23 protein-coding genes, 1 pseudogene and 1 riboswitch are annotated in these 22,115 nt (G+C 37.0%); of the genes and pseudogenes, 13 read left to right on the top strand and 11 right to left on the bottom strand.

Annotation, left to right across the window (positions count from 1 at the left end):
* Positions 1-10: 10 nt before the first annotated feature.
* Together BR65_RS08310 and BR65_RS08305 are read left to right on the top strand one after the other, a co-directional pair.
* Positions 11-970: a glutathione S-transferase family protein gene (locus BR65_RS08310; RefSeq protein WP_034537818.1), complete on the top strand. Its 960-nt coding sequence runs from the start codon at positions 11-13 to the stop codon at positions 968-970.
* 33 nt (positions 971-1,003) lie between these two features.
* On the top strand, positions 1,004-1,849 hold the full coding sequence (locus BR65_RS08305) for an endo alpha-1,4 polygalactosaminidase (protein WP_034537817.1): 846 nt from the start codon (positions 1,004-1,006) through the stop codon (positions 1,847-1,849).
* Positions 1,850-2,339: 490 nt separating this feature from the next.
* Here BR65_RS08305 and BR65_RS08300 read toward each other — a convergent pair whose 3' ends face one another.
* Positions 2,340-2,801: a DUF305 domain-containing protein gene (locus BR65_RS08300; RefSeq protein ID WP_034537816.1), complete on the bottom strand. Its 462-nt coding sequence runs from the start codon at positions 2,799-2,801 to the stop codon at positions 2,340-2,342.
* 350 nt (positions 2,802-3,151) lie between these two features.
* Between BR65_RS08300 and gap the strand changes: the two genes are divergently transcribed.
* On the top strand, positions 3,152-4,165 hold the full coding sequence (gap, locus tag BR65_RS08295; RefSeq protein ID WP_034537813.1) for a type I glyceraldehyde-3-phosphate dehydrogenase: 1,014 nt from the start codon (positions 3,152-3,154) through the stop codon (positions 4,163-4,165).
* Between the two features lie 107 nt (positions 4,166-4,272).
* On the opposite strand, the gene BR65_RS08290 is transcribed toward gap, so the two are convergent.
* Positions 4,273-5,151: a MurR/RpiR family transcriptional regulator gene (locus tag BR65_RS08290; RefSeq protein WP_034537810.1), complete on the bottom strand. Its 879-nt coding sequence runs from the start codon at positions 5,149-5,151 to the stop codon at positions 4,273-4,275.
* A 179-nt stretch (positions 5,152-5,330) separates the two neighbouring features.
* Between BR65_RS08290 and BR65_RS08285 the strand changes: the two genes are divergently transcribed.
* From BR65_RS08285 to BR65_RS08275, 3 genes are all read left to right on the top strand, one after another.
* Positions 5,331-6,767 carry a 6-phospho-beta-glucosidase gene (locus BR65_RS08285; protein WP_034537807.1) on the top strand — a complete coding sequence of 479 codons (1,437 nt, stop codon included), beginning with the start codon at positions 5,331-5,333 and terminating at the stop codon, positions 6,765-6,767.
* Positions 6,768-6,821: 54 nt separating this feature from the next.
* On the top strand, positions 6,822-7,661 hold the full coding sequence (locus BR65_RS08280) for a Cof-type HAD-IIB family hydrolase (RefSeq protein ID WP_034537805.1): 840 nt from the start codon (positions 6,822-6,824) through the stop codon (positions 7,659-7,661).
* Positions 7,662-7,784: 123 nt separating this feature from the next.
* Positions 7,785-7,889: riboswitch (NiCo riboswitch) on the top strand.
* A gap of 98 nt (positions 7,890-7,987) precedes the next feature.
* Positions 7,988-9,811, top strand: coding sequence for a heavy metal translocating P-type ATPase (locus tag BR65_RS08275; RefSeq protein WP_034537804.1), 1,824 nt, complete (start codon positions 7,988-7,990; stop codon positions 9,809-9,811).
* A 63-nt stretch (positions 9,812-9,874) separates the two neighbouring features.
* Here the strand turns inward: BR65_RS08275 and BR65_RS08270 are convergent, their stop codons facing one another.
* From BR65_RS08270 to BR65_RS08260, 3 genes are all read right to left on the bottom strand, one after another.
* Positions 9,875-10,633 carry an ABC transporter permease gene (locus BR65_RS08270; RefSeq protein ID WP_013711899.1) on the bottom strand — a complete coding sequence of 253 codons (759 nt, stop codon included), beginning with the start codon at positions 10,631-10,633 and terminating at the stop codon, positions 9,875-9,877.
* On the bottom strand, positions 10,630-11,283 hold the full coding sequence (locus tag BR65_RS08265; protein WP_007722090.1) for an ABC transporter ATP-binding protein: 654 nt from the start codon (positions 11,281-11,283) through the stop codon (positions 10,630-10,632). Before BR65_RS08265 ends, BR65_RS08270 begins: the two co-directional genes overlap by 4 nt.
* 116 nt (positions 11,284-11,399) lie before the next feature.
* Entirely contained in the window at positions 11,400-11,822 is a 423-nt protein-coding gene (locus BR65_RS08260; protein ID WP_034537801.1) for a cupin domain-containing protein, read from the bottom strand.
* A 254-nt stretch (positions 11,823-12,076) separates the two neighbouring features.
* On the opposite strand from BR65_RS08260, the pseudogene BR65_RS08255 reads away from it, so the two are divergent.
* The 7 genes and pseudogenes from BR65_RS08255 to nth all read left to right on the top strand — a co-directional run bounded on the left by BR65_RS08255 (position 12,077) and on the right by nth (position 16,526).
* Positions 12,077-12,382, top strand: a pseudogene (locus tag BR65_RS08255) (rhodanese-like domain-containing protein).
* A complete protein-coding gene (locus BR65_RS08250) occupies positions 12,382-14,034 on the top strand; it encodes an FAD-dependent oxidoreductase (protein WP_034537798.1) in 1,653 nt (550 codons plus the stop codon). Before BR65_RS08255 ends, BR65_RS08250 begins: the two are co-directional and overlap by 1 nt.
* On the top strand, positions 14,034-14,330 hold the full coding sequence (locus tag BR65_RS08245) for a rhodanese-like domain-containing protein (RefSeq protein WP_023179404.1): 297 nt from the start codon (positions 14,034-14,036) through the stop codon (positions 14,328-14,330). Before BR65_RS08250 ends, BR65_RS08245 begins: the two co-directional genes overlap by 1 nt.
* Entirely contained in the window at positions 14,330-14,590 is a 261-nt protein-coding gene (locus tag BR65_RS08240) for a metal-sensitive transcriptional regulator (protein WP_023179402.1), read from the top strand. Before BR65_RS08245 ends, BR65_RS08240 begins: the two co-directional genes overlap by 1 nt.
* Before the next feature lie 278 nt (positions 14,591-14,868).
* Entirely contained in the window at positions 14,869-15,234 is a 366-nt protein-coding gene (locus tag BR65_RS08235; RefSeq protein ID WP_023179400.1) for a PH domain-containing protein, read from the top strand.
* A 198-nt stretch (positions 15,235-15,432) separates the two neighbouring features.
* Complete coding sequence (locus BR65_RS08230) at positions 15,433-15,729, top strand: hypothetical protein (RefSeq protein ID WP_023179398.1); 297 nt, start codon at positions 15,433-15,435, stop codon at positions 15,727-15,729.
* Positions 15,730-15,884: 155 nt separating this feature from the next.
* Positions 15,885-16,526 carry an endonuclease III gene (gene nth / locus BR65_RS08225; protein ID WP_023179396.1) on the top strand — a complete coding sequence of 214 codons (642 nt, stop codon included), beginning with the start codon at positions 15,885-15,887 and terminating at the stop codon, positions 16,524-16,526.
* A 106-nt stretch (positions 16,527-16,632) separates the two neighbouring features.
* Here nth and BR65_RS08220 read toward each other — a convergent pair whose 3' ends face one another.
* From BR65_RS08220 to BR65_RS08195, 6 genes are read right to left on the bottom strand one after another with little or no spacing between them, the layout of a single operon-like run.
* On the bottom strand, positions 16,633-16,911 hold the full coding sequence (locus tag BR65_RS08220) for a chorismate mutase (RefSeq protein WP_023179395.1): 279 nt from the start codon (positions 16,909-16,911) through the stop codon (positions 16,633-16,635).
* The gene (gene aroC / locus BR65_RS08215; protein WP_023179393.1) at positions 16,904-18,001 is read right to left on the bottom strand and encodes a chorismate synthase; all 1,098 of its coding nucleotides are present in this window, start codon (positions 17,999-18,001) and stop codon (positions 16,904-16,906) included. The genes BR65_RS08220 and aroC overlap by 8 nt, the downstream gene beginning before the upstream one ends.
* Positions 17,982-19,235 (bottom strand): 3-phosphoshikimate 1-carboxyvinyltransferase, encoded by a 1,254-nt coding sequence (gene aroA, locus BR65_RS08210; protein WP_034537796.1) that lies wholly within the window; start codon positions 19,233-19,235, stop codon positions 17,982-17,984. Before aroA ends, aroC begins: the two co-directional genes overlap by 20 nt.
* Positions 19,232-20,317: a 3-dehydroquinate synthase gene (aroB, locus tag BR65_RS08205; RefSeq protein ID WP_034537793.1), complete on the bottom strand. Its 1,086-nt coding sequence runs from the start codon at positions 20,315-20,317 to the stop codon at positions 19,232-19,234. Before aroB ends, aroA begins: the two co-directional genes overlap by 4 nt.
* A gap of 20 nt (positions 20,318-20,337) precedes the next feature.
* Positions 20,338-21,378, bottom strand: a complete 1,041-nt coding sequence (gene aroF / locus BR65_RS08200) for a 3-deoxy-7-phosphoheptulonate synthase (RefSeq protein ID WP_034537792.1) — start codon at positions 21,376-21,378, stop codon at positions 20,338-20,340.
* Between the two features lie 21 nt (positions 21,379-21,399).
* On the bottom strand, positions 21,400-21,936 hold the full coding sequence (locus tag BR65_RS08195) for a hypothetical protein (RefSeq protein ID WP_023179385.1): 537 nt from the start codon (positions 21,934-21,936) through the stop codon (positions 21,400-21,402).
* Between the last annotated feature and the right edge of the window lie 179 nt (positions 21,937-22,115).

Raw genomic sequence — 22,115 nt, 5'->3', positions numbered from 1 at the left:
GGGAATAACAATGGGATTATTAGTAGATGGTAAATGGCATGATCAATGGTACGACACAGAAGGCAATGGAGGGAGATTCATTCGTCAGGAATCACAATTCCGCAATTGGATCACGCCGGATGGAAGTGCTGGACCAACTGGTGAATCCGGCTTTAAAGCAGAACCTGGACGTTATCATTTGTACGTAGCGTTGGCGTGTCCTTGGGCAAACCGTGCATTAATCATGCGTAACCTAAAAGGGTTAGAAGAGATGATATCGGTATCTATTGTGAATCCTTTGATGGCCGAAAATGGCTGGACATTTGATTCAGAAGAAGGTGTGATTCCAGATCCAGTCATTGATGCAAATTATCTTTATGAAGTCTATACGCATGTGGAATCAGGTTATAGTGGACGAGTGACTGTGCCTGTTTTATATGACTTGAAACAAAATAAAATTGTAAATAATGAGTCTTCTGAAATCATGCGTATCTTAAACTCCGCATTTGATGACGTCGGTGCAAAGGAAGGCGATTATTATCCTGAAGCATTGCGTCCAGAAATTGATGAGATCAATGAGAAAGTGTATCATGCAGTTAATAATGGAGTGTACAAAGCTGGATTTGCGTCGAAGCAAGAAGTTTATCAAGAAGAAGTGTTGAATTTATTTGCTGCGCTAGATGAACTTGAAGAACGCCTAGAAGAGAATCGTTACTTAGTAGGGGAGCAAATTACGGAAGCAGACTGGCGTTTATTCACTACATTGATTCGTTTTGACAGTGTTTATCACGGTCATTTCAAATGCAATATCAAACGCATTACAGAGTACAAAAACCTATGGCGCTACACACGAGAATTATACAACTGGCCAGGAATAGCGGAAACAGTGAACTTTAAGCACATCAAAGACCATTATTACCGCAGTCATAAAAATATCAATCCGACCGGCATCGTTCCAGCAGGACCGGAATTGGATTTTAGTTTAGATTAAAATAGATAGCGAGAGAGATAAAGGAGCCATTAAATGAAAACTACTGCGATACGCTTTTTGATAGGAGCAATGGTTATTTTAGGAGTAACAGGTTGTGCAAACTTAGAAGGAAAAAGCAACAGTAAACTCGAAAATACAGGTGAGTATGGTGTATTTTTGAGTTTAGATGGAAGTGAAGCAATCGAAGCTAGTGAAGGTTACGAAACGGTCATTATTGATGCACAAAATCTCTCCGAAGCAGAAATTACTGAGATGCAAGATCGAGGACAAAAAGTTTATAGTTATTTAAATGTAGGATCATTGGAAACTTACAGGCCTTACTATGAAGAATTTCAGTATCTTACTTTGAGGCCTTATGAAAATTGGGAAGAAGAATATTGGGTCGATGTAACCAATGAAGACTGGCAAAAATTTAGTGCCGTTACTTTAGCTAACGAACTACTTGATAAGGGAATTGATGGCTTTTGGATCGATAATGTAGATGTATACTGGCAATTTCAAACAAAAGAAACGTATATTGGAGTGGAAAAAATCTTAAAGACACTCATGAGCTATGGCAAACCGGTCCTTATTAATGGAGGAAATGAATTTGTTAGTGCATATTTACAGCAAAATCAGCAACTAGATGATATTTTGACTGGTGTAAACCAAGAAACCGTCTTTTCAGCTATTGATTTTGAGGAAGATAAGCTGAGTACTCAAACAAAAGAAAATCAAACCTACTACTTAAATTATTTAGATACAGTTGATAAAGCTGGGAAAGAGATCTATTTGCTTGAATACTCTACAAAAAAAGAGCTGGCTAAAGATGTCCATGACTATGCGACTAAAAGAGGCTGGCAGTATTATATATCCGATTCAGTTGAGTTGGATAATTGAATCGAATTGGCTGGAACAAAAGATGATAAGAAAGGAAATCGGGAGACAGGCGCTTTCTAAACAGTTGACATATAAAGTTTAATGATAATAGTAAGAAATATTAGAGTTTCTATCGAAAAATAATAAGTTTTATTTATATAAGAATCCCACGTGTCTTTTTATCCAAAAGAATATGTGGGGTTCTTATCTTCTTTTTTATAAACAAAGGTCAAAAATCAATGGTTTTGCTGATTAGAGTCTACTACGGATAACATGTGCTTCTAATTCTTTTTAATCCTTTAATTATTTCTTAATGGGCCAAGTAACTAGCAATCATAGATATTGTTTCAGTGAGACACGGAGTAGATTAGAATTTTTTTATTTTCTTTATAGATATAAAAAAAGTCTGTAGTAGTCATTGACTCCTGCAGACTTTTTTGAATTGACTGGTATATATCTAAAGGTTGTTGTCTTGGATAGCAATAGGACTACGCAAAGATAAATCAGAATTTTACTCTGTTTCTCCATTCTCTTCAATGTCTTCGATTAGTTTTTTCATTTCTGCAATTTCCTCTTTTTGAGTTTTAATAATGGTATCCCTTAGTTCCTGTACACGAGGATCAGATACATCTGCTCGTTCACTGGTTAGGATAGCAATTGAGTGATGAGGGATCATTGCTTTCATCCAAGAAGAATCATCAATAGTTGCTTGACTTCTTACCAACCAAAGCGAAGTACCAAACGTAAGAATAGAAACGCCTAAAATAATGTAATTCAATTTTTTCTTTTGATACATTTTCCACATAAACAGCAGCATGATAATGGCCATTACAGATCCCATCATAATAGACATATAGACTCGAGTCTCACTAAACGTAAAATGAGACAGTTCAAAAATATTGAAGAACATTAAAAAATACATCACAACAGTAGAGGTCAAAATCATTAAACCAAAACGAATGTAACTTTTCATACTATCTCCTCCTTAAAGTATATAACTAACTAGCCTAAAAATTTAGAGCACCGAAACTATATAAGTTAAATTTATAGTAACATTTAATTTTACTTTGTTAAAACACCTTGCTTATAATCGTAGACTGTTTCTATGAATGTATAGAAATTTGGACCGTTTTCAAAAATACATAAGCTGATTTCGAAAGAAATTAATTTTTTTAAATTAGAGAATCATCCTAAATTCTCTATTATTAGCACTAAAAACAGACGAATGGAATCAAACCAAAATGAATAATGCAAACAATTGGAAATTTCATTGTAAAAGCGGTACCATAAAATTAGATTCAACTAAAGAAGGAGGAACTATTCATGTCAATAAAAGTAGCAATTAATGGGTTTGGTCGGATTGGACGTTTAGCACTGCGCCGGATGTTGGAAAAAGACACAGATTTAGAGGTTGTCGCAATCAATGATTTGACGGATAATGACGACTTAGTTTATTTGTTAAAATACGATACCGCACAAGGACGCTTTCCATATGAAGTATCAGTTGGGAATGACGCGATTGTAGTAGATGGAAAAGAAATCAAAGCTTATGCAGAAAAAGATGCAAGTCAATTACCATGGGGTGATCTAGGAATCGACATCGTCCTGGAATGTACGGGCTTCTATACTTCAGCGAAAAAATCACAGGCTCACTTAGATGCAGGAGCAAAACGAGTATTGATTTCCGCGCCAGTGAAAGCTTCAGGTGCAGAAGTAGACAACACTAAAACAATTGTTTATGGAGTAAATCATGATTCGCTGGATGGAAATGATGAAATTATTTCTGCAGCATCTTGTACAACGAACTGTTTAGCACCAATGGCAAACGTTTTGAACAAAAAATATGGAATCAATAGTGCGTTGATGTCAACGATCCATGCGTACACAGCATCGCAAGCATTGCAAGATTCACCAGGTGGACGCAAAAATCGTGCAGGAGCACAAAACGCCATTCCATCTTCAACAGGTGCTGCCAAAGCGGTAGGAAAAGTTATTCCTGAATTGGAAGGGAAAATTGACGGAACAGCCATCAGAATTCCTACCATTACAGGTTCAATGACAGAACTGTATTCTGTTTTGAATAAAGAAGTAACAGTGGAAGAAGTCAACGCGGCAATGAAAGAAGCTGCATCTGAGGCATTCTTATACAATGAAGACGAAATCGTATCTTCAGATGTTATCGGGGTACCAGCAGGTTCGATTTTTGATGCCACTCAAACAAAAGTCATCGAGGGAACGAACGGACAATTAGTCAAAACGGTTGCTTGGTATGATAACGAGTACGGTTTTGTGGCTAATATGGTAGGAACGTTAGAACATTTTGCGAATATTAAATAAATTAATTTTAATTAGCGGGAGGCAATGAGCTTCCCGTTTTTTTGTGTTTATAAATGAGGAAGAAGTATTTAGATATCCCTTCTCCTTCCTTAAATTTACTTATCCAATTAAGACTGTTCTTTAATGATGTCGATGTTTGTTTTTCGGGTATCTGTTGAACGACCGATTTGAATGAGGTGGTTCAAGTTCATTTCATAATCTGCAGTAAAGACGATAGAATACAAAAGGTTCAATAGATAAATGACAGATGTGGTTGAGGTAAAGTTTCCGATTTTAGAATAGAGTTTTTCTCGAGTAGTGATTTTTAATGAACAATCGCTATGTGTTGCAATAGGATTATCTCCTATACTTGTTAAGCTAATAGTGGAAGCTCCTTGTTTTTTCAAAATGTCCATGCATTTTATGAAGGAATCATCTTCACCTGTGTATGAAATAATAAGGGCACAAGTTCGGTTACCACTGTTAAAAGCTTCATACGTACTGTAATCATAAGTGGAAGAAATAGTAATTTTTTTATTGATCCTACGCATCTTAGTTATGAAATCTTGAGCAATGAGTGCATTAGTTTGGCTCGCAAATACTTTGATTTCGTCAGCATTTAGTAAGAGTTTTTGTGCGTATTCCAAATCTTTAGAATCTATTAATGATAAAGTATCCTGAATAGTATTTTGTTGTAATGTGCTTATTTTATGGGCAATAGAAACCAAATGATCCGCTTGATCATACGGTAAGTTGGCGTCAATAGCTGTAAAGTGGCTATTGAGGTACTGCCATTCTTCAAGGTAAGCTTCTTTCAAATCTAGCCATCCTGTAAATCCCATTTTTTTCGCTACACGAATAAGGCTCGTAGGATTAGTATGAGTTAAATTCGCAATTTTTTGAGTTGTCATATCTTGTAAGTCTTCAGGATGATCGATGAGATAATTTACTAATGATTGTTCAGCATCTGAAAATGAAGTATGTTTTAATCGTTCAATGAGTAGCATAAAAAGACTCCTTCCCTACACAAATAGTATATATTTTTGTGTAGGGGTTTTACAAGAGCAATCGTAAAATTTAGAAAGTATGTGTAGGAACCTACTAATTGTATCTAGACGATTGAAATAATGAAACCGTTTAGATAAGATGAGAGTAAGATAAAACTGAATTACTAGGAGGAAAAAATATGGGATTTAATAAAGATTTTCTTTGGGGCGGGGCTACTGCTGCTAATCAAAGTGAAGGTGGTTATAACGCGTATGGCCGAGGTTTAGCGAATGTAGATGTCGTTCCAATTGGAGAAGACCGTTACCCAATCATAACAGGAAAAATGAAACATCTGGACTTCGATGAGGAGCATTTTTATCCAGCTAAAGAAGCCATTGATATGTATCATCATTATAAGGAAGATATCGCTTTATTTGGAGAAATGGGATTTAAATCTTATCGCTTTAGTCTAGCTTGGACACGTATTTTTCCAAAAGGTGATGAGGCTGAACCAAATGAAGCAGGGTTACAATTTTACGATAACCTTATTGATGAATGTCTTAAGTACGGCATCGAACCTATTGTTACAATCACACATTTTGATATGCCAATCCATTTGATTAAAGAATATGGGGGTTGGCGCAGTCGTAAAGTAGTCGATTTTTATGAAAATCTTGTCACTGTATTATTTAATCGTTATAAAGGAAAAGTAAAGTATTGGATCACTTTCAATGAGATCAATATGCTATTGCATGCACCGTTTATGGGAGCTGGATTAGTATTTGAAGAAGGAGAAAATGAAGAACAAGTAAAATATACAGCAGCCCATCATGAATTAGTAGCCAGTGCGTTAGCGACCAAGATCGCTCATGAAGTAGATCCGGAAAATAAAGTCGGCTGTATGATCGCAGCTGGACAGTATTATCCAAATACACCAAATCCTGCAGATGTTCGTCAAGCTCAAGTAGACAATCAAGAAAACTATTTTTTTATTGACGTACAGTCTCGTGGCGAATACCCTAACTATGCATTGAAACGCTTGTTTAATGAAGGAATCGAAATTCCTTTTGAAGAAGGAGATAAGGAATTATTGAAAGAGCATACGGTTGACTATATTACGTTCTCTTATTATTCTTCGCGAGTTTCTGCCGCTCAAGAGGGACAAGAAAAAGCAGGTGGGAATATATTTGATTCCATTAAAAATCCTTATTTAGAAGAAAGCGAATGGGGCTGGCAAATCGATCCAATTGGCTTCCGTATCACAATCAATGAATTGTATGACCGTTATCAAAAACCGTTATTTGTAGTTGAAAATGGATTAGGAGCAGTCGATACGCCTAATGCAGATGGATCTATAGTGGATGATTACCGTATCGATTATCTAAAACAACATATCGAAGCTATGAAAGAAGCTGTGGACAAAGATGGAGTAGAAATTTTAGGGTATACGTCTTGGGGATGTATCGATTTGGTTTCCGCGTCAACTGGGGAAATGAAAAAAAGATATGGCTTTATTTATGTAGACCGAGACAATGAAGGTAATGGAACAATGGCGCGTTCGAAGAAAAAGTCTTTTGACTGGTATAAACAAGTGATTGCTTCTAATGGTGAAAAGGTAGACTATACAAAAGGATAATTTAGTTTGAAGGTCATGCTTACTTATTAGTATGGCCTTTTTAAGGAGGTTACTATGGAATCAAACTATGTTTTTTTAGATGTGGATGGAACATTAGTAGATTATTCTAATGAATTACCGAATTCTGCAGTCAAAGCTATTAAAGTTGCGCAAGCCAACGGTCATAAAGTGTACCCGGTGACTGGACGCAGCAAAGCTGAAATGTATGATGAACTATTAGAGATCGGTTTTGATGGGTATATTGGTGGAAATGGCAACTATGTTGAAAGTGATAATGAAGTTATTTTGCATCAATTAATAACAGCAGAACAAGAAAAAATGATTGTAGACTGGCTGAATAACCGTGGATTAGCTTTTTATTTGGAGTCCAACAATGGATTGTTTGCAAGTGAACAGTTTGAGACACGTGGAGAGCAAACGGTTAAAGACTATGCTGCTTATAAAGAAAAATCCGGTACAGAAACAATGACGGTGCGACAAGCATTTCCAGAAATGATTTTTGATGGTCAATTGTATCGAGCTGACGTGAACAAAATCAGTTTCATTTTAGAAGAGTATGAAGATTACCTAGCTGCAGCCGATTTTTTTTCTGACTTTCAAGTAGGTACGTGGGGAGGTATAGGTGAACAAGCTCTGTTTGGAGATATTGCCTTAGCAAACATTACAAAACAAACAGCTATCAAAAAATTATTAGAACATCATGGAGTTGATCAGAAGAACACGATAGCTTTTGGCGATGCAAAAATAGATATTCCTATGCTTGAGTATTGTGAAATAGGTGTAGCAATGGGAAATGGCGGTAAAGAAATAAAAGCTATGGCTGATTACATAACCGATAGTGTTGATAAAGACGGACTGGAAAAAGCCTTCCGCCATCTTGGTTTGATAGAGTAAATTCGATTGAATTTAGTAAAAGTGGAGTAACATTTGATACTTCAATTAGTAAATGGTATTATAAGTTTATATAAATCTAATTTAACTTGCTCTTCTTTCTTATAGCTAATGTAAGAATGAGAGCCAATTAAATCTGAACAGGCGGTGAACTCTTAGAGGTTCATGCGGCCGGATCACACATGTGTGATAGCAGAGTAGTGCCAAAAAAGGCACACCTGTGGGACAGTACTACTGTCCTATAGGTGTGCCTTTTTTATTTTTACTTTTTATTAAGGAGGGGTAATTTAACCACTAACTTAAAAATAATTACAGAAAGGAAGAGGGAAATGTTGAAGTTTTTAAGCAATACGCGTTCAGGACAGTTTTTAGTCATTGGAGTCTTTTTTACGATTATTGGATTTATTTTAAATACGATGGGAGGTTTTTATAGTTCAATTTCTTTTTATGGGGCAATTTTCTTTTTAGGGTTCTTTTCAGCTAAAAAAGCGGTGACAGAAACAATCCATTCTAAAGCTCCCAATGTTGATTTGCTAATGGTTTTAGCAGCATTAGGTGCATGTTTGATTCATTATGAATCAGAAGGAGCTGTATTACTGCTCATTTTTGCTGGCTCAGAAGCTCTAGAATCCTATGCAACCAATAAATCAAAAAGTGCTATTTCTGAGTTGCTATCTCATGTGCCTTCTACAGCGCAACTGCTAAAAGATAATGATGAAGTGAGTGAAGTACCTACTGAATTGTTAAAAGTTGGTGACATTGTAGTCGTTTCAAAAGGAGCACAGATACCTATTGATGGGTATTCCGACCGAAAAACGCAAATTAATGAATCCAGCCTTACTGGGGAATCAATGCCTGTTGAAAAAGAAAAAGGAGCCGAAGTATTTTCTGGAACTTTCAATGAAGGGAATGCCTTTCATCTTGAAGTGAATAAAACGAGTGATCAAACCGTTTTCTCAAATATTATACGGATGGTAGAAGAAGCGCAGAAAAGCCCTTCGAAAATTTCGAAAATTATTAATCGTTTTGAAACGAAATACGTACTAGTTGTTTTAATTATGGTTCCATTGTTCATTGCGAGTCTTTATTATTTTAACGGGTATAGCTTTGAGGAAGCTTTTTATAGAGGTATGGTTTTATTGACCGTTGCTAGTCCATGTGCTTTGGTCGCTTCTGCTACACCAGCAACACTAAGTGCTATCAGTAATGGAGCAAAAAATGGGGTGTTAGTTAAAGGCGGAGCAGCAATGGAGTCTTTGAATACGATGGATATTTTATATAGCGATAAAACAGGGACACTGACATTTGGTGATTTCAGAGTATTAAATTATGAAGTTCCAGAAGATATTTTGAATGAAGTGGTTTATATGGAACAACAATCTAACCATCCAATAGCTAATGCTATTGTGGCAGCTTTTGAAAACAGAAACTTTAAATGCATTGATACTTCAGAACCTGTGGAGGAAATAGCTGGACAAGGTGTTAGAAAAGGAGCAATTGAAATAGGTAAACCAAGTACGTTTATTGGGTATCCTGATAAAAATTATTATCTTGATAAAGTAGTTGAAGAAAATACAACGATTTTTGTGGCGAAAAGTAATGAAATTGTTGGGTACATTTCTCTTTCTGATGAAATTCGGAATGAAGCAATCGAAGCAGTAGCTGGTTTTCAAAAAGAAGGTATTCAAGTTGTACTTTTGACTGGAGACAATGAAATGGTTGCTTCGAAAGTTGCTAAGGAAGTCAAAGTAAATGATTATGTAGCCAATTGTCTTCCAGAAGATAAGATTAAACATATCCTAAAAAGTCAGCGAAATAAAAAGGTGGCAGGCATGGTTGGAGATGGAATCAATGATGCACCCGCATTAGCGAATGCGGATATCGGCATTGCTATGGGTAGTGGATCATCGGTGGCTATAGAGTCAGCTGATGTGGTGATTGTAAAAAATGATTTAGGTAAATTGCTTTATAGTTATCACCTGAGCAAACGATTGAACCGAATTATTAAACAAAATATTTTCTTCTCTGTCAGTGTGATCATCATATTGATGATTTTAAATCTTTTAGGTTATTTAGATTTGCCGGTAGGAGTTGTTTTCCATGAAGGATCGACAATTTTAGTTATTTTAAATGGATTGCGTTTGTTACGTTAATAAAAAATATAAAAGTGTGTGAGCCTATTGGAATTTCCGATAGGCTCACACACTTTTATTGGTTTAATCTTTTAGTTGTTTCCTTGCTGTATAAAATTCTTTATAAGCCAAGTAACTAGCAATCACAGATGCAATACTTGTAGTGGATAGCAGCATAAAGGTAACCATAATTTGGTACTTTATCGCATGCGTAGGGTTTACACCAGCAAACATCAATCCAGACATCATACCGGGCAGACTAACAATTCCAATGGTCTTTGCAGATTCGATTGTTGGGAGCATTCCTGCACGAATACTATCACGTACTATGGAGATAGAAGCTTGTTTTAAATTTGCTCCTAATGCCAGTTTTTCTAATACTTGTTGACGTTGGTCTTTAAATTTTGAGTTCAAATTGCGGTAACAAATTCCAATCGCAATCATTGAGTTACTAGCAATCATTCCTGATATTGGAATGACCTGAGAAGGGATGAATAAAATAGCTCCTGATAAAAGTAAGACAATCAAAGTTAAACTAGTAGCTGTTAAGATGGCAATAAAAGATATTTTAAATGCATTTGATATACCATTGCTTTTCTTCCCCGCATTAAAAGAGGCATTAAAAATAATAACTAAAACAAGTGCTAATGTCACAATAATATTATTTAGTTTAAAGACATAGCCTAATAAATAACCAACAGCAAATAATTGGATAACGGCTCGCACAACACCAATTAAAATATCTTTACCCAATCCTAATTTTTCTTTATAAACCACAATAAGTGCTATACCAACTAAGGCAGTTGCAAATAGTAAAGATGAATTATTAATAGCTAAGTTCATTTTGGTTCCTCCATTTCGCCATTAACTAAGTGAATAATACGATTTGAAGCTTGAATCTCGACTGCATTATGGGTGACCCATAAAATTGTAACGCCTTGTTCTTGATTCAGATTACGGATTAAATCACGAATAATTTCTTGGTTTTCATGATCTAATGCGCTGGTTACTTCATCTAGTAAGAGGACTTTAGGCATAAATAAAACATTACGAATCAATGCTACCCTTTGTTTTTCCCCACCAGATAATGCGTTGACTGATTTAGTTAAATACTCTGCTCCTAGGCCAACTTTTTTTAAAGCATCTAAGGCTTTTTTTTCATTAAAAGGCTGATCTCTGATAACAAATGGGAACATGAGATTGTCTTTTACAGTTTCTCCAAAAAGTGTGGCCGTCTGGAAACAGTAGGAGACTTCTTTTCGATAATCAGTAGGTTCATAGTCATCAACTAGTTTACTTTGATAAGAAACGGTTCCTTCAGTTGGAGACAAGAGTGAAGCAATAATCTTTAATAAGGTACTTTTTCCACTTCCTGATGGTCCTGTAATCGTTAAGAATTCTCCCTCTTCAACAGATAGCGTTATTCCTTTTAAAATGGCTTTTCCATCTAATTCGTAGCCTAGTTGGGTTGTGTTTAATAGTGGTGTCTCCATATATTCTCCTCCTTAGTTTATATTTAATAAATTACAAAAAATGAGAGTCCAATATTTAGAGCTGTTGCTCAAATGTTTGGACTCAAAACAGTCTTTTTTATAAAGCGAGGCTTTTTTTAGTGTTCATTAGGATCGTTTTCTGCGTCTTCATGAGTTGGGTGAATAGTACCTTCAACATGATCAGGACCAGCATAAATGGTATATAATTTTAGTGGTTTGTCACCAGTATTTTTAATATTGTGCCACATATCTGCTGGAACCAATACTGCGTCATCTTCAGAAACAACTTGTTCAAAATTTAAGTTATCTTCAGAAGGTCCCATTTGGCATAGCCCTTGGCCTTCTTCGATGCGAATAAATTGATCAATTCCATGATGCACTTCTAAGCCAATATCATCGTTTGGTTGAATAGACATAACGGTTACTTGTAGTTTAGCGCCTGTCCATATCGTTGTACGGTAGTTATCATTTTGCACTGTGGCATCTTCAATATTTACAACATAAGGTTTTTTGCCATGATCTTTAAAATCAATACTCATTATCCTAATCACTCCATTTCATAATAGTTATTTAATTATATTAATTACAATCTAAATATAGCAAATTATCATTTGAAAAACAAGTATTAATGCCTTGAATGTGGCTACTATTTTTTTTATTATGTTTTAAACAAATAAGCTTTACATTTTATACCCCATGGAGTATTATTTAACAATACGGTGCAGGGTATTAAATCAGAAAGAGTATTTAGCAATGAAAATAGAAAATAAATTAAAAAATAGGAGGAATAAAGATGCTTTTTAAAACAGTATCATCTATTTCAACCAATGAATTGGAGAAAAAGTTAGTGGAGAAACCTCAAATTATTGATGTACGTGAAGCCCATGAGTTTCAAGGAGGTCATATACCTGGAGCTAAAAATGTCCCATTAGGTAAAATCGCTAATTATATCCCAAAAGGTAAAACTTATGTAATCTGTCAATCTGGTATGCGTAGCAAAAAAGCTTCAAAATTGTTAATGAAATAAGGCTATGATGTAGTAAATGTTCGCGGAGGCATGTCTTCTTGGACTGGAGCTAAAAAGGGAGGAAAACTGTAATGAAAATTGTTATTGTAGGAGGAGTCGCTGGTGGAATGTCTGCAGCTACGCGCTTAAGACGTTTGAATGAAACGGCTGAAATCATTGTATTAGAAAAAGGGCCGTATGTATCGTTTGCTAACTGTGGTCTACCGTATTATGTCGCTGGTGAAATTGAAGAACGCAGTGATTTGTTGGTTCAAACACCAGAAGCTTTACAAGCGCGTTTTGAACTAGATGTTCGTCCACATAGTGAAGCAGTAGCAATAGATGCTTCGTTAAAGGAAGTAACTGTTCGAACATCAGAAGGAGACTATACCTTATCTTACGATAAATTGATTCTTTCTCCAGGTGCTAAGCCGTTTATCCCACCCGCTAAAGGGCTAGAAGAAGCAAAGAATATCTTTACATTGCGTTCGGTTCCGGATGTTGATGCAATCACGGATTTCATGGAATTACATCAGCCTAAAAAAGCTGTCGTGATCGGAGCTGGATTTATTGGTTTAGAAATGGCTGAAAGTTTAGTTCATCGCGGATTAGATGTTACAATTATTGAAAAAGCACCACACGTTTTGCCACCTTTAGATGAAGAAATGGCTGCTTATATCACTAAAGAATTAAAAGCTAATGGGGTCAAATTGTATAACGGATTGGCTGCTGAGTCGTTTGAAGAAGAAGGAAAAGTGGTTGTTCTTGAAAATGGCGAACGCTTAGAAAGTGATATGACATTAATGTCAGTAGGGGTCAAACCTGAAACGACTTTGGCTTTAACAGCGGACATTGAAACTGGTGTACGTGGTGGTATATTAGTAGATGAGAACTATGAAACGAGTCAAAAAGATATTTACGCGGTTGGAGATGCGATTGTAGTGAAACAACAAATTAATGGAGAAGATACGATGGTCGCTTTAGCTGCTCCTGCTAATCGTCAAGGCAGACAAGTTGCGGATGTTATCAGTGGATTACCTCGAAAAAACAAAGGGAGTATTGGTACCGCAATTGTTCGTTTATTTAACCAAGTAGCAGCATCAACTGGACTAAATGAAAGACAATTAAAATCAGCAAACGAAACATATGAAATCGTTCATATCCAAGGGAAAAGTCATGCAGGGTATTATCCAAATGCGGGTACTATTTTGCTAAAAGTATTATTTAATCCTGAAAACGGAAAAATTTATGGCGCCCAAGCGATAGGTGAAGATGGAGTAGATAAACGCATTGATATCATTGCAACGGCCATTAAAGCAGGCATGACGATACATGATTTGCCAGAGCTAGAGTTTACCTACGCTCCACCATTTGGATCAGCAAAAGATCCGGTGAACATGGCTGGTTACGCTGCTTTAAATCTGATTGAAGGAGTAAGCGAATCGATTCAATGGCATGAATTAGAATCAAAGCAAAAAGAAGGTTATCTATTGTTAGATGTGCGTAATGAAGGAGAACTTGAAAAAAATGGACGATTAAAAGGAGCACTAAATATTCCTTTAGATCAGTTACGTGAACGATTATCAGAAGTACCTAAAGACAAACCCATCATTGTAAGTTGTCACAGTGGGTTGCGTAGCTACATTGCTGAACGTATTTTAAAACAAAATGAATATAAGGCTAAAAATTTGGATGGAGCATTTGCTCTTTATTCAACAGTTAGACCAGAAAAGGTGGAAAAATAATGTACAATTCAATATCAATGCCAGAATTTGAACAAAAATGGAGAAAAGAAACTGTTTCATTAGTCGATGTTCGCGAAAGCGATGAATGGGACTCTAAACATATACAAGGCGCTATTCATGTACCTTTAAGCGATTTGTCAAATGAAAAAGAACAGTTAAACAAAGAACAAGAATACTATGTAATGTGCCACTCAGGAGCTCGTTCTGCAATGGCTTGTCAACAGTTAGCAAAAGAAGGATACAAAGTAACCAACGTTATGGGCGGTATCTCTGCTTGGAGAGGCGATACAGTTTAATGGAATACAACGTGAAAATAGTGAACCGGTTAAAACGTTCTGATGGACAATTACATGGCGTTTTAAAGATGATTGAAGAGGGTAAAGAGTGCGCGGACATCGTGACACAATTATCAGCTGTTCGTTCCAGTCTTGATCGAGCAATTAGCTTGATTGTAGCTGAAAATTTAGTGGAATGTGTACAGGGAAATAGCAAAGAGGGCAGTACTGGAGAAGAAAATATCCAACAAGCCATTCAGTTATTAATGAAAAGTAGATAAAGGCAGTTCGATTTTGTAGAAGTCTGATAGTCTCTTAAGTGCTGTAATAAATAAGCAAATAATTAAGTTTACAGCCAACTATTTTTAATAGATACCCCAAAAAAGCTGATTCTACTTTGTGTAGAATCAGCTTTTTTCGCCTTCATAGTTGAATTAAATACAAAAAGAGATAGATTTATAGATTAAATAACAGGTATAATTAATGTGTAGTTGAGAAGTTATGAGCAAAGTAGTTTTTTTCAACTTTATATAATGAGGATTGAGAAGGAGAATGAAGAATGGCTGAACTAGAAAAATACATAAATTGGACGTTTTCTGAAAAATGTGCTATTCCAAGCGATATCAATGATCGATTGGTTCCAGGAGAAGAAGCAGTAGAAGCGTTTAAAACAATTAGAGATGTAGCAATATTTACGAATAAACGACTAATTGTTCGTGATGTGCAAGGATTACGTGGGAAGAAGATCGAGATTTATTCTTTACCTTATAGTTCAATAAACATGTGGTCCACCGAAAATGCAGGAACTTTTGATATCAATGCGGAAGTTGAATTATGGACAAGAGCAGGCAATATCAAAATTGGCTTAGGAAAAGATATTGATATCAGAAAATTTGATGATTTGATTGCGTCGATTTTACTTTAATGACCTAGCAATCTGTATGAGGGAGTTACTTCAAAAAAGCCAACGAGATAAATTGTAAACGTTACAATTTATCTCGTTGGCTTTTTATGAGCTTGTGAAGATTTAAAACTTGACGTGTATCAATTTTCCATTGTGACTTATAGACTATACTGCTGTTATAAAGCAAAATAACCTACACAAGAAAGAAGGAATTCATTAATGACAACATTCAATGAAGTGGCGGAGCGCAATTTTGAAAAATTGGATATGTTTACACTAGCAATTACGCGTGCACACGGTAAGAATCATCCTGAAGCGTTTGAAGTACGAAATATATTTAATACAATGAAGGAAAAGACAATAGAAGCAGGTACCACCGGTAAGCCACATTTAGAGGAAGAATTTACCCAATTGCGTAAAGTTACATCCAACTATACTATTCCTGGAGATGTGTGTGGAACTTATGCAGGGGTATACAACATGTTATTTGAAGCAGATCAAGCTTATCACGCATAATTAGAAAAATAGTTAATCCCAGAAAGAAAAAGAATAATTTCTGGGATTTTTTTGGTCGTTATGCGATATACTAAAATTGTGCCAGTCAAATCAAAAATGTTATAACTGAAGCCAGGTTACACATAGAGGAGATTGAAAGAAGGAAAAGAATAGCTATGCTAACAAAAGAAGCTGCTCAACACGTCGTCTATGAAATTATGAAACTCTACCCAAATGCTGTTCCAACGATGCATTATCAAAATCCTTTTCAATTGTTGATGGTTGTGATATTGAGTGCCCAAGCGACTGATGAATCCGTTGCGAAAGTAAAAGACCGATTATTCGAACGTTATCCAAATCCTCAAGCGGTTAGTGAGTCCTCGCCTGAAGAAATTGAATCATACATAAAAACAATTGGACTTTACCGAAATAAAGCAAAGTATATTTATAAAAGCAGTCATCAATTGCTTGAAACATTTGATGGGAAAGTTCCAAATACACGTGAAGAATTGCAATCATTAACAGGAATCGGACCTAAATCAGCCAATATTTTATTGAATGTTGCTTTTAACCAAGATGCCTTTGCAGTGGACACGCATGTTGCACGTGTTTGCAAACATCACAAAATAGTAGAAGAAAACGCCACACCCAAACAAATTGAAGAACGTATAACAGAAATTATCCCAGCCAAATATTGGGGAAGAGCGCATCAAGCAATGATTTCGTTTGGAAGAGAAATATGTTCACCTAGAAATCCGAAGTGTCATGAGCATCCACAGCTATATGAGAATTTAGAAGAAATAAATTTAATGGATTAAGTTATCTTTGGGAGGAAAAAAGCCCAACATCAGCTATAAAAAAATAGGTTATTCAATGAACGCAACTGTTCATGAATAACCCGATTTTGTGCAATAAATCGATAAATTACGGTTCTGATTTTAAGAGAGCCGTTTGAGTTTCTTTCGTGATATCCATTATAGATTGAAAAAGCTTCGTTACTTGCGGTTCAAATGTTTTATCTGTTAAGCGGCTAATATTTTTTTCGATAACAGCTTGCTCGCGGCTGGCATCCAATACAGGTAAGTTGCGTTGCTTTTTGTAGCGACCGACTTTTAAAACTGTGTTTAGCCGTAACTCAAACAAGCGAGTAAGTTCCTGATCAATCTCATCAATCTCTTTGCGGTACTGTTCCAATTCATTCATTCGATTGTCCTCCAAGCATCAAATCCATTAATCCGATAGCGGTAACCGCCTCTAAGACCGGCAGAACTCGTGGGACAATACAAGGATCATGACGTCCTTCAACTTCTAATTCAGTTTCTGTTCCTTCTTGGATGTTGATCGTCTGTTGCTTCTTTTTGATGGAAGCAGGTGGTTTAACAGCAGCTCTGAAGACGATGGGCATGCCATAAGTAATTCCGCCAATGATTCCACCATTATTGTTGGAACGTGTTTTGATGCGCCCTTGTTCATCGTAGTAGTATTCGTCGTTTGCTTGCGATCCGCGCATTTTAGTAATATCGAATCCTGTTCCAAATTCAATACCTTTGATGGCTGGAACAGCAAATACGAGGTGAGCCAGTTGAGATTCAACTGAGTCGAAAAATGGATTTCCATACCCGGCATCTAACCCTAAAACAAATGTTTCAACGATACCGCCTACAGAATCCCCCTCTTCTTTTGCTTCCAAAATCAAGTCGGTCATTTCTGGCTTTTTTTCAGTATTAAACAAAGGAAGCTGTTCTTCTTTGAACTGTTTAATTTGCTCTAACGTGACCGTTTCTTGATCCTCGAAAGTTTCATCTTCGATTGTTCCAATCGATTGAATATGAGAACCTACTGTTACGCCTTTTTGTTTCAGCCATTGCTGACAAATAGCACCTGCAAATACGAGAGGAGCAGTGATCCTCCCGGAAAAATGGCCGCTGCCACGATGGTCATTGTGGCCATTGTAACGCACTCGTCCGGGGTAATCAGCTTGTCCTGGGCGCATAACATCTTTCAGCACACTGTAGTCTTTGGAGCGCGTATTTGTGTTCCAAATAATGGCAGTCAGTGGTGCACCAGTTGTTTTCCCATCTAAAAAGCCGCTTAAAATTTCTGGATGATCTTTTTCTTTTCTTGGTGTCGTCAATTCATTTTTCCCTGGCGCTCTGCGTGCCATTTCAACTAAAACCTGATCCATATCTATGTCCAAACCTGGAGGCAGGCCATTGATGGTAATACCAATCGCCACACCATGTGACTCTCCAAATAGTGAGAGTTGTAAATTTTTACCCCATATTCCACTCATGTATTTTTCCTCCTAGTTGTTGGAATGTTTCCCAAAAGTTGGGATAAGACTTCTTAACACAATCTGTGTCTTTGATGTGTATTGGTTCTTGACACACCGTTGAAGCGATGGCCAACATCATAGCCATGCGATGGTCCTTGTGACTCCAAACTTCTTGACCGCCTGATAGTCTAGAGACTCCTTCTATCAAAAGCGAATCTCCTACAATCTCAATCTGTGCGCCTAAAGCAGTCAACTCTTTTTGTGTAGCAACTAAGCGATCACTTTCTTTGATCCGTAGACGTTCCAGATTGATAATTTTTGTTTTTCCTTTGCTTAACGCAGCGACTAGAGCTACTACTGGAATAATATCGGGAACTTGAGCTCCATCTATAATGCGTTCACTATCATTAGACCCGCTGTTCACTGTCTCTAAGATCGAGACGATAGCTTGATCACCTTGTAAAGAATCTGAATCCAAACCATTTACCAAAAGCTCATTCCCTAATGCATTTGCACTCAACCAGAAGGCTGCTTGTGAGTAGTCACCTTCGACTGTATAATCACGAGCGCTATAAGCTTGTTGACCTTTGATGCGGTATTCTTGTCCAGTCTCATCTTGTTCAATTACAATACCAAAGGATTGTAAGACAGACAGGGTCAAATCAATGTAGCCTTTTGATTCTAAATGAGTCGTAATTTTTAGGACAGAGTCTCCGGCAAGTAAAGGCAAAGTTAGTAGCATACCAGTGATAAACTGTGAACTGATATCGCCACGCATTTCATAGATGCCTGGTGTCAAAGGACCTGCGACACTCAACTGTAGGTTTTCAGTTGTGGCTTGATTATAGTGGAGTGACTGAGCGTCGAATAATTCTTGATAAGGTTCAAGCGGGCGTTTGCCTAAATGTCCTTGACCGATAAAGTGCGTTTCTCCTGTAAACAGTGTCGCTAAAGGAATCAGAAAACGCAAGGTAGAGCCGGACTCATTGCAATTGATTGTGCGGCTTTCCTTAGCAGCTCCATTACGGATGCCATCGATTGTCAATGTCTGATCATCGTAAGAAATAATCGCTCCAAACGAACGCATACCTTCGATAGTTGCAAGGATATCATCAGATAGTTGAATATTCTTGATCGTACTACGACCTGCTGCTAAACTGGCGCAAATCACTGCACGATGCGCCATACTTTTAGATGGCGGGACAATAACAGTTCCATTTAACGCATTAGGAGTAAGGGTTAGATTAGTCATGCTGTTCCTCCAGTGTCTAAAGAATCGAAAAAGGATAGAGATGTTTGATGTACGGTAGCGCGTCCGATGTCAGTTAAAACAATCACGGATAAACTGCCTGCAATATTTTTTTTATCTTTTTTGATATAAGGCAATAGTTTAGGGTAATCTTCAAAATCCTCTAGTTCAATAGGCAAACGATGCTGTTTTAAAACAGTAATCAATCGATCAGTGGTTCCAACTGTTGTCAGCTGTTTGGATTCTGCAATTCTTGAGATAGCAACCATGCCAATGGCCACACCTTGACCATGGGTATATTTTTCATACTGGTAATACGCTTCAATAGCGTGGCCTAACGTATGCCCAAAGTTCAACACCATTCGTTCACCTAAATCTTTTTCATCTGCCTGCACAATCACTTGTTTGATCGTGCAACAGGTTTCGATGATCCAATCGATGTGCTGCATGACTTCTTTTCGAGAAGATAGTTCCATCAGACGATGAAATAAATTAAGATCTTTTATACAGCTATATTTGATTACTTCCGCCATTCCATCAGCAAAGGCAGAATCCGTTAACGTCTCTAGAACCAATGGATCGATCAAGACGAGTAGGGGGTGATAAAAAGCACCTACTAAGTTTTTGCCCTCAGGTAAATCGACGCCAACTTTTCCTCCAACGCTACTATCCACTTGGGCTAGCAGTGTTGTGGGAATTTGGATATAAGAGATACCCCTCAAGTAAGACGAAGCGGAAAAACCAGAGATGTCACCTATCACACCACCACCTAGAGCAATGATTAAGTCGCTACGTGTTAAGCCGAACTCAGCGAATGCACTGTAGAGATTAGGTAGCGTGTCAAATGTTTTAGTCTGTTCTCCAGGAGGCAAAACAATGCACTGCACTTCATAATCCGCTGCTTCCAAATCTTTTATAATAGACTTAGCGTAAAGGTCATAGACGGTTTCATCGGTGACAATGGCAATTTTGGCTCCAGTAAAGACTTTTGAGACTTCATTACTGACGCGGTTGAGCAACCCTTTTTCAATTTTTAATTCATAACTCACTTCATGTGATGGAAGTTTAACGGTTAAGACAGACATCGATTTTATCCTCCTTCAGTTTATTTTGTTAAAATAGTAGCTGCTTCATTAATTGAACGACCTTCGAAATCCGCTAGCTTTCGAGCTTTTTCCATCAATCTAGCGAATTCATCTGGTGTCAAACATTGTTCGCCATCGCTCCAAGCGTTAGCTGGATCATTGTGAACCTCAATCATTAAGCCATCTGCTCCGGCAACGATACCTGATTTAGCACCTGCTTCAACCAAGTAAGACATTCCTCCAGCATGGCTCGGATCGATGATGATTGGCAAGTGAGAAAGCTCTTTAATGACAGGAACGGCTTGGATATCTAGTGTATTGCGGGTTTCTGTTTCAAATGTCCGAATGCCACGTTCGCATAAAATAACATTTTCATTTCCTCCAGCCATGATGTACTCAGCTGACATCAACCATTCTTTGTAGGTTGCAGATAAACCACGTTTTAAAAGAACGGGTGTATTCGTTCGTCCAACTTCTTTGAGTAAATCAAAGTTTTGCATGTTGCGTGCACCAATTTGAATGATGTCTACCGAATCAACAAATTGATCGACCCATTTTGTCGACATCAATTCAGTCACGATGGGCATACCTGTTTCAGCTTTAGCAACTTGAAGCATTTTCAATCCTTCTAATTCAAGTCCTTGAAAACTGTATGGAGAAGTTCTTGGCTTGAATGCACCTCCGCGTAAGAAGTTCGCGCCAGCTTGTTTAAGTTGTTTTGCAATAGTCACAATTTGTTCTTCACTTTCAACAGAACAAGGTCCCGCGATGATCCCTAATTTAGTGCCACCGATTGTTTCGTCACCAATTCTGATGATAGAATTATCAGGATGAAATTTTCTATTCGCTCTTTTGTAAGGATCTTCTACTCGAATAACTTGCTCTACTTCCGGAATTGCTTGCATTTGGCGTTCATCGATTCCACTAGTATCGCCAATCAGACCTAGAAAATCGCGCTTGATATCGGTGAAATGACTCACGGCAACTCCTTGAGATTCTAATTTAGTAGCTAATTCTTTAACCTCATTTGCTTTAATTCCTTGCTTTAAGACGATTATCATAGTCATTCTCCTCTATATTGTTTAATTTATTTTGTACAAACACCACACCATTACTGGTTCATAACGTTCTTCAATTGTGTAACCCGGCATCTTTTCTTTTTCAAACACATCCTCGCTAATAATCGTATACTTCAGATTTTTTTTACAAAAGGCTGACCAAGCTTTAAATTTACTGTCTGAAAATTCAATTACTGTATCTTCGTTTTTTTTGATTAAATATTTTTTCAAAAAAATAGTGGTGGCTGGATGAATCATCGCTCGGTTTTCTGCATAAATGCTATTTTTAATGAGAACCATAGGCTTGGTTTTTCGCTGGAAGACGTCTACCAGTTCAACTTTATCCCAGTAATCATAATTAAATTCTTTCCACCCATAATCTTTTCGGGCACTTTTAAAAGCTACAGGAAACAATACGTATTGTTCGGTTAACTGATGAATATTGTGTAATAAGCTGTCAAAAGATGGATAGCCTACAATACCATCGTCTTCTGATTGTAATAAAGATTCTGCGACTGTGTAACTATCCGTGCTGCTTGGTCCTAACGTATGAATGATCATCTATTTTCCTCCACTAAAGTTATTGAAAAACGAAAAAACGCCACACCCGATAGTCTATTGAAAGATTATCGAATGTAGCGTTAGGTAAGTTCACTAATAATATGATATCGGATTAGTTCGTTGCCCCTTCGATTTCTTTCAAAATCTATAGGGCAACTGTTGTTAGCAGCTTAAAAGTC

This window comes from Carnobacterium inhibens subsp. inhibens DSM 13024, assembly GCF_000746825.1.
Lineage (GTDB): Bacteria > Bacillota > Bacilli > Lactobacillales > Carnobacteriaceae > Carnobacterium_B > Carnobacterium_B inhibens.
Note: the sequence above shows the minus strand (reverse complement) of the source record. Positions and strands in the feature narration are given on the sequence as shown.